This window comes from Acinetobacter halobius (assembly GCF_044130335.1).
In the GTDB taxonomy this organism is placed as follows: Bacteria; Pseudomonadota; Gammaproteobacteria; order Pseudomonadales; family Moraxellaceae; genus Acinetobacter.
The window spans coordinates 1-416 of sequence record NZ_JBIQOD010000044.1; the positions used below are offsets into that span (position 1 = coordinate 1).

The following is a 416-nucleotide window of genomic DNA, read 5'->3' on the forward strand; positions in this document are numbered from 1 at the left end:
ATGCCAATCGAAGACGTATTCTCAATTTCTGGTCGTGGTACAGTAGTAACTGGCCGTGTAGAAACTGGTATTGTGAAAGTAGGCGAATCAGTTGAAATCGTTGGTATCCGTGATACACAAGTAACAACAGTTACTGGCGTAGAAATGTTCCGTAAACTTCTAGACGAAGGCCGTGCGGGCGAGAACTGTGGTGTTCTTCTACGTGGTACTAAGCGTGAAGACGTACAACGTGGTCAAGTACTTGCTAAACCAGGTACAATCAAGCCGCACACTAAATTCGATGCAGAAGTATACGTACTTTCTAAAGAAGAAGGTGGTCGTCACACTCCATTCCTTAACGGTTACCGTCCACAGTTCTACTTCCGTACAACTGACGTAACTGGCGCGATCAAACTACAAGATGGCGTAGAAATGGT

General features: G+C 45.2%; 1 protein-coding gene. It reads left to right on the plus strand.

Annotated elements, in window-relative coordinates:
- On the plus strand, positions 1-416 hold a 416-nt coding region (locus tag ACE01U_RS17015; RefSeq protein ID WP_395580018.1), incomplete at both ends, for an EF-Tu/IF-2/RF-3 family GTPase.